The organism is Thermoanaerobaculum aquaticum, from assembly GCF_000687145.1.
Taxonomy (GTDB): domain Bacteria; phylum Acidobacteriota; class Thermoanaerobaculia; order Thermoanaerobaculales; family Thermoanaerobaculaceae; genus Thermoanaerobaculum; species Thermoanaerobaculum aquaticum.
In genome coordinates this window covers 106614-114626 of sequence record NZ_JMFG01000016.1, presented here as the reverse complement: position 1 = coordinate 114626, position 8013 = coordinate 106614, and the positions used below count along the sequence as shown (strand labels likewise).

The 8013-nt window shown below is 66.6% G+C and carries 9 protein-coding genes; 2 read left to right on the top strand and 7 right to left on the bottom strand.

Annotated elements, in window-relative coordinates:
- The 4 genes from EG19_RS06820 to EG19_RS06805 all read right to left on the bottom strand — a co-directional run.
- The coding region (locus EG19_RS06820; RefSeq protein ID WP_038048895.1) for an alkaline phosphatase family protein at positions 1-472 on the bottom strand (472 nt) is incomplete at its 3' end.
- Entirely contained in the window at positions 469-1590 is a 1122-nt protein-coding gene (locus EG19_RS06815) for a serine hydrolase domain-containing protein (protein WP_053335025.1), read from the bottom strand. The genes EG19_RS06815 and EG19_RS06820, both read right to left, overlap by 4 nt.
- Before the next feature lie 6 nt (positions 1591-1596).
- Complete coding sequence (locus EG19_RS06810; protein WP_038048893.1) at positions 1597-2271, bottom strand: 7-carboxy-7-deazaguanine synthase QueE; 675 nt, start codon at positions 2269-2271, stop codon at positions 1597-1599.
- Positions 2258-3493 carry a COX15/CtaA family protein gene (locus tag EG19_RS06805; RefSeq protein WP_038048890.1) on the bottom strand — a complete coding sequence of 412 codons (1236 nt, stop codon included), beginning with the start codon at positions 3491-3493 and terminating at the stop codon, positions 2258-2260. Before EG19_RS06805 ends, EG19_RS06810 begins: the two co-directional genes overlap by 14 nt.
- A 118-nt stretch (positions 3494-3611) precedes the next feature.
- On the opposite strand from EG19_RS06805, the gene cyoE reads away from it, so the two are divergent.
- Complete coding sequence (cyoE, locus tag EG19_RS06800; protein ID WP_053335024.1) at positions 3612-4568, top strand: heme o synthase; 957 nt, start codon at positions 3612-3614, stop codon at positions 4566-4568.
- Entirely contained in the window at positions 4558-5619 is a 1062-nt protein-coding gene (locus EG19_RS12595) for a DUF3179 domain-containing (seleno)protein (RefSeq protein ID WP_053335023.1), read from the top strand. Before cyoE ends, EG19_RS12595 begins: the two co-directional genes overlap by 11 nt.
- A gap of 24 nt (positions 5620-5643) precedes the next feature.
- Here the strand turns inward: EG19_RS12595 and EG19_RS14270 are convergent, their stop codons facing one another.
- From EG19_RS14270 to nusB, 3 genes are read right to left on the bottom strand one after another with little or no spacing between them, the layout of a single operon-like run.
- Complete coding sequence (locus EG19_RS14270) at positions 5644-6828, bottom strand: DUF4388 domain-containing protein (protein ID WP_038048887.1); 1185 nt, start codon at positions 6826-6828, stop codon at positions 5644-5646.
- Positions 6825-7592: a transglutaminase-like domain-containing protein gene (locus EG19_RS12590; RefSeq protein ID WP_053335022.1), complete on the bottom strand. Its 768-nt coding sequence runs from the start codon at positions 7590-7592 to the stop codon at positions 6825-6827. The genes EG19_RS14270 and EG19_RS12590 overlap by 4 nt, the downstream gene beginning before the upstream one ends.
- Complete coding sequence (gene nusB / locus EG19_RS06780) at positions 7589-8011, bottom strand: transcription antitermination factor NusB (RefSeq protein ID WP_038048884.1); 423 nt, start codon at positions 8009-8011, stop codon at positions 7589-7591. Before nusB ends, EG19_RS12590 begins: the two co-directional genes overlap by 4 nt.
- Between the last annotated feature and the right edge of the window lie 2 nt (positions 8012-8013).

Here is an 8013-nt window from a genome sequence, read left to right as displayed (position 1 = left end):
CCACCACCGCCACCGGCAAAGCGTGCAGCCAAGGGCGCCGCCGTCTCAGCCGGCGGGCCAGCCAATAGGCTAAAAGCAAGCCTGCCAGCACAAAAGCAGCGGTCACCGCCGGCCGGTTGGCGGTGCCCAGCAAGAACTTGGCCTTCCTTTCTTCCGCCACCGCAAAGGTGGGCATGTAGGTTTGCGGGTCACGCCGCAGAAAGTCAAAGATTTGCGTGCCGCCGGGGTCCCTTCCCGTGGTGAAGGTGGCCCAGGAAACCGGCGTTTGGGCGGGAACGGTGGGGGTGAGGCGCGCGTAGCCTCCCTTGCTGGCCAAGGCGGCCAAATGGGGGAGCTTGCCCTCGGCCAGGAGCTTTTCGGTAAGGGCAGCATCGGCACCGTCAAAACCCAGCACGATCACCCGCCCCGGAGGAGAAGCCACGGCGGCGCACGCCACACCCAAAAGAGCGGAAAACGCGAAGGTGACCCTCATAACCGTGAGATGCTAGGGCCAGGATGGGGGCGCCGCAAGCCCCTTCCGGCAAGAGCGTGAAACCTCCGGCGCAAGGGGTGAAGGTCGGGGGTGCGCCCCCCGGGGTGCAAGCGGTTCCCCAGCAGCACAAAAACTGCTTCCCGCTCCGGGTCCACCCACAGGGAGGTGCCGGTAAAGCCGGTGTGGCCAAAGGAGGCCGGCGACAGGGCCGGACCTGCCGAGCACCCCGGGGTGGTGGCCAGCTGCCAGCCCAAACCGCGGGCCTGTGCCATTCCCGGCGTGTGATCGCGGGTGGCCAATTTCGCCTCCTCCGCCGAAAGCAAGCGGCCAAAACCCGGGAGGTACTCCTGGGCCAACCGCAGAGCCCCCCAGGCGGTGCCAAAAAGCCCGGCGTTGCCCGCCGCCCCACCCAGCCCCCGCGCGTTGCCGTCGTCGCAGGACCAGCTATGGGCAAGAGGCGGGGGGGGTTGCGCCTGGAAGCCCTGCTCCCGGCACAGCCGCTCCTCCACGAAAAAGCGCTTTTCCCCCAGGGCCACCGGCCGCGAAAGGGGCGGTGCAAAGTCCAGCTCCTGCCCCAACCCCAGAGGCTTAAGCACCTCCCGCCGGAAAAGCTCAGAAAGGGGAAGCCTTCCTACCCTTTCTAACGCCATGCCCAAGGCAATAAACCCCAAACACGAGTAAACCACCGCGCTTCCCGGCGCATAAGCGGGGGCGATTCCAGCCATAGCCCAAAGGTAGCCCTCCCGGGAGGGCTCACCGTAGGCGTAAAGAGGCGCCCAAGCCGGAAAGCCTCCGGTGTGGGTGAGGCATTGAAACACCGTGACGGAAGCCCAGGGGCTCCCCTTCAACTCCGGGAGGAAGCGTTTCAGAGGGTCCGCCAAGCCCATACCCTGACGACGGGCGAGGAGAAAAAGGGTGGTGGTGACCAGCGGCTTGGTGAGGGAAGCCAGGTCGTACCAAGTATCCGGCGTCACCAGGCCAGCGCCAAGTCCCCTTTGCCCGAAGGCCACGCATTGCGGCTCATACGGGCGCCCCCAAAGCGCCACAAAGCCCGGCGCCAGGCCGCTGGCCACAGCCGCCGCCAAAAGCCGCGTCACGGAGGCTTCGCTTTCGCTCACCGCGGCTTATACCCCCCTTCCCGCCCCAAAAAGCTCCAGGTGCAAACGCGGGGAAAAGCGAAACCCGAAGCGCAGGCACAAACGGGCCACCTCCGGTGCCACCTGGGCCACCTCCTGGGCGGTTTTGCCCTCGGGCATGAGCAAAACCCGATCCCCACTCACCCCCAGGCGTTCCACCAGCGCCACAATTTCGGGCATATCTTGCTCGCCCTGGACCACAAACTTCAGCTGGAAGTTGGGATGCCGCTGCAACAGCAAGCGCAAAGGTGCAAGGTTTTCCCGCAACCTGCGGTGTCGCGCCCGCCAGACGCCCTCCGGGTCGGAGTTGGCGGTTTTGGGTGACACCGAAAGCAAATCGCAGGCAAACTCCGGGGCCAATGTACCCGCGGTTTCCACGGTGATGTGGTGCCCTTGGGCCTTGAGGGCCGCGCACAGGGCTGGCAGTTCCCGCTGCAGCAGCGGCTCGCCACCGGTGATGACCACGTGCCGGAGCCCAGCATCGCGGGCTGCGGCCACCAGCTCCCCCACCGAAACCCTCCGCCCCTCCGGTTGCCACGAGGTGTAGGGGGTGTCGCACCAGCGGCAGCGCAGGTTGCACCCGGAGGTGCGAATGAAAAACGAAGGGGTGCCGGCCAGGATGCCCTCCCCCTGCAGCGAGGCAAAAACCTCAGCGACGAACACCGAAGAGGCCCAGCACCCGCGGCCAGGTGCGCACCGCCAGGGCGGTCGCCAGCGACAGCAGCAGCGCTCCCCCGGCCTGATGGGCGGTGGTCAGCAACACCTCCAGGGGCGTTTGCGCCCGGGCCCCCGGGGGATACCCGCGCACCCAAAGGGCGGCAAACCCCAAAACCACCTGCAGCCCCACAACCACCAGCAACGCTCGCGCCCACGTCCGCAAAGGGCTACTCCCCAAAAGGCGAGCAGCTCCCAGCGCAGCCATCAGCAACACCACCGTGGCCAGCGAAATGTGCACCAAAAGCCCCTGAGCAAAGTGGCGTTGCAGGGCGCCCAGGACCAGCTGCAGGAGCAAAAGCCCCCAGAGCCAGCGCGGCCAGAGCAGGGAACCCTCATCACTGCCCCGGCGGTTGGCTGCCAGGCCCACCGCTAAAGCCACAAGGCCAGCCAGCACCAGCTGGCCTAGCACGCCATGGACCACCGCCAAACCCAGGGAAGGCTCCAGGGCCGCCGGATCCTGGGAAAGCGTGAGCTTGCCCGTCACCCGCAAGCCCCCCAGCACCCCCTGCACCACCACCAAAAGGACCAGGACCCAAGCCCAGCGCACCGTACCCCGGGGCTTTCGCAACCAGGAAAGGTAGGCGGCGAGCGCCAGAACCGTCAGCCCCACCAGGCTCCCAAACAAGCGATGGGCGTGCTCGTAGTACACCCCCCCGGTCATGCGCGAAAGCGGGAAGAAGAACATGTTGCTGCCGTAGGTGTTGGGCCAATCGGGGACAGCCAGCCCGGCCCCCTGGGAGGTCACCAGCCCGCCGGCCACCACCAGGAGGAACGTAGCAGCCACCGCGGTCCTGGCGAAGAGCTCGGCCCCATCCACCGACAGCTGCTTTCCCCTGGCCAAAAACGAGCCCAAACCGGCAAGTACGCCCCCGGAAAGCAGCGCCCCCGGCACAAAAACCCAGGGGGAAACCCCTCCTTCGGCCAACAGGCTCCCGAGGATCAAAAGGTTGACAGCCGAGGTGAGAAAACCCACCTTTGCCCCCGGCCAAAAGCCCCGCCCGTTCACCCGGCCCGCCAAATAGCCGAAGGCCAGGTACAGGAGCATGAAGGCGATGCCCAACACCCGGGGAGACGCGCCAACCCCCGGGAAGCGGCCCAGGTAGCCCACGGCCCACATGCTGACAGCCGCCAAAAACGCTAAAGGCAGTGTTGTTCCTTTCGCTTCCACCGGTCCTCCCGGCTGATGATACCTTACCCACTGCCCCTCCGCGGAGGAAGGCCGCTGGGGCTTCGGTTGTGCACCGTTGGGCAAATCCTCGGGGTTATGTTACTCTGTCTCAGTCGCGATGCTTGCGGGACCCCTTTTCCGCCGGCTGGTCCGTTTTCTGCAGCTCCACATGGAGCTCACCAAGGCCCGCCTGTCCTCCTTGGTGGTGGTCACCGCCGGAGGCGGGTACGTGCTGGCTGCGGGTTTTGAGGATTCCGCACGCCTGCTCTGGACCCTCTTGGGCACGTTCCTGGCCTCCGCCGGAGCCATGGCGCTCAACGAGGTGTGGGAGGTGGGCCGCGATGCCAGGATGCACCGCACCGCCACCCGGCCGCTGGTCACCGGAGCCCTCCCCCGCTGGTACGGGTTGGTTTTTGGCATTCTTTGCAGCAGCTTCGGGGTTGTTCTCCTGGCCTGGAAAAGCCACCCGCTGGCCGCCCTCCTGGGGCTTCTGGTGATTGCCCTTTACGTGCTGGTTTATACCCCCCTGAAGGCCAAAAGCCCCTTTTGCACGCTGGTCGGTGCGGTGTGCGGTGCCATTCCCCCGCTCATGGGGTGGGCCGGAGCTACAGGAAGCCTCGCGCCGGGGGCCTGGATTTTGGCCTTCCTGCTGTTTTTCTGGCAAATCCCTCACTTTCTGAGCCTGGCCTGGCTTTACCGCGAGGACTACCGGAGGGGTGGTTTTCGCATGCTGCCGGAGGTGGACCCCGAGGGGCGCCTTACCGGCCGCTTTTCTTTCCTCTACGCCCTGGCCACCGCCGGCTCGGCCCTCTCCCTCGCCCTTCTCCGGCTTGCCGGAGCTTACTTCACCGCGGGAGCCATCCTGCTCGGTGGGACCCTGGTGTTCTTTGCCTGGCGCCTGGCGGCTGCCCCTTCGGACCGGACGGCGCGGGCGCTTTTCCGCACCACCTTGCTTTACCTTCCCCTGGTGGTTGTTCTTTCGGCGGTGGACCGCCGCGGCGAGGTAAAATCCAGCCAAGTTGCGGAGGCTCCCGCTCCCCCTGCGGCCGCGCTCATCTGGGTTCGTGAACGGTAAGCGCAGGCCGGGTTTTTCCCCCGCTTTTTGGGTGCTGGGCTTTGCCCTGGTGGCGTCAGCGCTGGCGGTAGCCTGGTGGATGCTTCACCTGGCCGGCACCCACCCCTACCGGCAGGGCGACGGGCGCCACCCGGAAAGCTACGGCTTTGCCTTGGGGAACTTTTCCCTGGACCGCGGCAGCCTGGTGGCTTCCGGCCTTCCCCGCGACGGCATCCCTGCGCTGGTGGACCCCGCACCCCTTTCGCCGGAAGCTTTACCCACCCTGGGGCGCCGTTTCCTTTTGCCCTCCGACCCGGTGGCGGGTGTGGTCATCCACGGGCAAGCCCGCGCTTACCCCTTGCGGGTTTTGGTCTTCCACGAGCTTGTCAGCGACCGGCTGGGAGAGGAGCCCATCCTCGTGGTCCACCAACCCCTGTGCGGGTTGACCGCGGTGCTTTCCCGAAGGCTTTCGGCCCGCACCCTTACCTTTGGCCACAGCGGCTTGCTGTGGAACTCCTGCGGGCTTTTTTACGATCGGGAAAGCCAAAGTCTGTGGTTCCCCTTAGCCGGAACGGCGGTTGCCGGCCCCGCCGTCTCGCAAAAACTGGAATTTCTGCCCTTCACGCTCACCACCTGGGAGCGGTGGCAACAAACGCACCCCGAAACCACCCTTGTTCAACCGGACCTTTCCCGCCTGGCCCAGTACAAGAGAGACCCCTACAGCAGCTACCTGGGCTCGGATCTCCTGCGCTTTCCGGTAAGACCCCAGCTCCCCGCCGGTTATCGCCGGAAAGCCCCCTTGCTGGTGTTCAACCCCGGGACCCGGCCCTATGTGGTTTCAGCAGAAACCGCCGACGTTGGACGGGCCGTTCTCTCCCTTCCCGGGCCTTTGGAAACGCCGGTGGAGCTCGTGCCCGTCGGGCACCCTCCGGTGTGGGAGGTTTCGCTTCCCCACCCCGAAAAGCAGCCGCCGCTTCTCTACGCCTTTGCCTTTGCGTGGTATGCCCTTCACCCCGAGCAGGACCCACAAACCTGGGTTCAGCTGCCCCGTCAATCGGCGCACGATATCTGACCGCCTCTTTGCAATGGGGCGTGACTACAGCCCCAAAAGCGCTGTGGCTCCCGGAAGCACGTTGGCCAGCTCCCGGAGGTCAGCGCCGGGCCGTTTTCCAGAAGCCAAAAGCAAGCCCACGGTGCCTTCCCGCCGGCGCAGGGGAAACGCCCATAACCCATCTCCACCCACCACCAGGCCCCCCAGCCCTTCGGAAACGCTTTGCCCTTCCAGGCGGATGCCCTCGGCAATGACCTTTTCCAGCACCTCAACCCCCCGGGGCAGGCGCTTGGGGATCGGCGAAAAACCAAAGCCCCCCAGCACCTCCAGGTGTGCCTCCGCCACCCCCACCAGCAAACCCCGGGAAAAACTGTGGGCCGCTAGCCGCAGGAGGGAAGCCCGGGTTTCTTCGGGTGTGGTTTCCGCATGGAGCGCCAGGAAAAACTCGCGAAAAGCCCAACCCTCCCCAGCGGCGGTAGCTGGCTTTTGCAAAACCCGCTCCAGCACCGTGGTGAGGTCCTCCCGGAACCAGCGGGCCGCCTCCCCCACCTCGCCAGCCGGCGCCGGCAGGAGAAACGCCGCACCCGCCTGCACCGCCTCATGGCGCAGCCGGGCGTCCGCCAACCCCCCGACCCACACCACCGGCACCGGCGGCTCCTGCTCCTGAGCGTGGCGCAGGATCGCAAGCCAGAGGTCCCCCTGACCGGCCAGGGTGGCGGAGCCCGGAAGGTGCACCACCACGGCATCGAAGCTTTCCTCCGTAGGCCATGTGGGGTTGCCGGTGACCACCAGCTCCCACCCGCGCTTGCCCCACTCCACCTCCAGGCCCCGGTACGGGCGGGGATCCCCGGCCACCACCAGCACCCTGCGGGTGGCCGGCACCGGTGCCACCTCGCTGAGGGTTTCCCGCAGCTCCGATAGCTCGTCCCTTGCTTGTTGGGAGGCCTCCCAGGGCAAACGGGCCAGACGCACCAGGAACTCCTCCATGGGCTGCCATTCCAATTCGCTTGGGACCGGTCCTGGCCGAAAGCTGAAGCTTCCCTCCCGGCGGTGAAAAGCCGCCAGCACCGGCGGCGCAAAAACCCCTTCCACCATCCCCGAGGCCACCCGTAGCTGGCATTCCCCCTGGCCGTTGCGCAGGGCAAGCTCCCCGGAAGCGGAAGCGGCGGCCAGCAAGCGCAGGAGCTCCGGAAGGCTCAAATCCGAAAGCCTGCCGACGATGGCCCTCATAGCCCCTCCTTTCCCCAGGCCGCCAAGAATGGCGGCACCCAACGGGGCAACGCCACACGCAAGCCCTGGACCCGCGGGAGGTGGGCAAACTCCCATTCGGCTACCGACACCACCTTCAGGCCCGCCAGCGGCACACTCTCGTCGGCCCCCACGATGGGCAGGTATCGAACCCCCACCGCCCCCACGGCTACGCCGGGATCGAAGGGCCGCCAGCCTGCGTTGGGAAGACACGCTTCCCCCCAGCGGTGCCATACCGCCCCGTCGGGGCGCAGCAAAAGCCCGTGGACCACCCGTGCCGGCACGCCCATTTGCCGAAGCAGCGCCACCGCGAGGTTCGCGCGACCCGAGCAACGCCCCACCCGCCGGGCGAGGACCGAGGCCGCGTCCTGCAAGCCCCGGTCGTCTTCCACGAGCCGCACGTGGCGGGAAACCCAAAGCACCGTGCCCACCAGTTTTTCCCAGGGCGAGGCCTTTTCAAAACCGGCAAGTTCCCTGGGCAAGGGCAGCAAACGCTCCACGCTGGTGGCCTCCGGGAACGGCTTGTCTCCCTGCGAGGGGCTGGCGGTTTGCCAAGAGCCACCGCGGAGGCGAGCCTCCACCGTGACCCTCACCGACAGCGCATCCTTGGGCTCCAGGGTTACCGCACCGTCCCAGGTAGGTCCGGCAATGACCCTGGCGGCAAGCCCCACCGGCATCTCCAGCTGAAGTTGGTCTGCAAATGCAGATCCGGTAATGAAAGCAAAAAGGACCGCAAAAAAGATCATGTGCCCCTCGAGGGCATGATCTGGCGGTGCACGAAGCCATCCAGGACCCCGTTCACAAAGGGTCCGGACTGCTCGCTGCCGTACCGCTTGGCCAGCTCCACGGCTTCGTCAATGACCACCGCCGGGGGGGTATCGGGGTGGAACAGCAGCTCGTAAATGGCCAGCCGCAGGATGTTGCGGTCCACCGCGGCCATGCGCTCCAGGCGCCAGTGCTCGGCCTGTTCCGCCACAAAACGGTCAATGTCCGGACGGTGGGCTATCACCCCCCGCACCAGGCTCACGGCAAACTCCCGCACCGCCGGCGGCGCCTGCTCCAAATCCTCAAACCTCGCCGTCATTTCCTCCAGGCTGGCCCCGGAAAGCTCGTGCTGGTACAGCATTTGCAGGGCAAGCTCACGCCCCCGCCGGCGAACCCCCATGG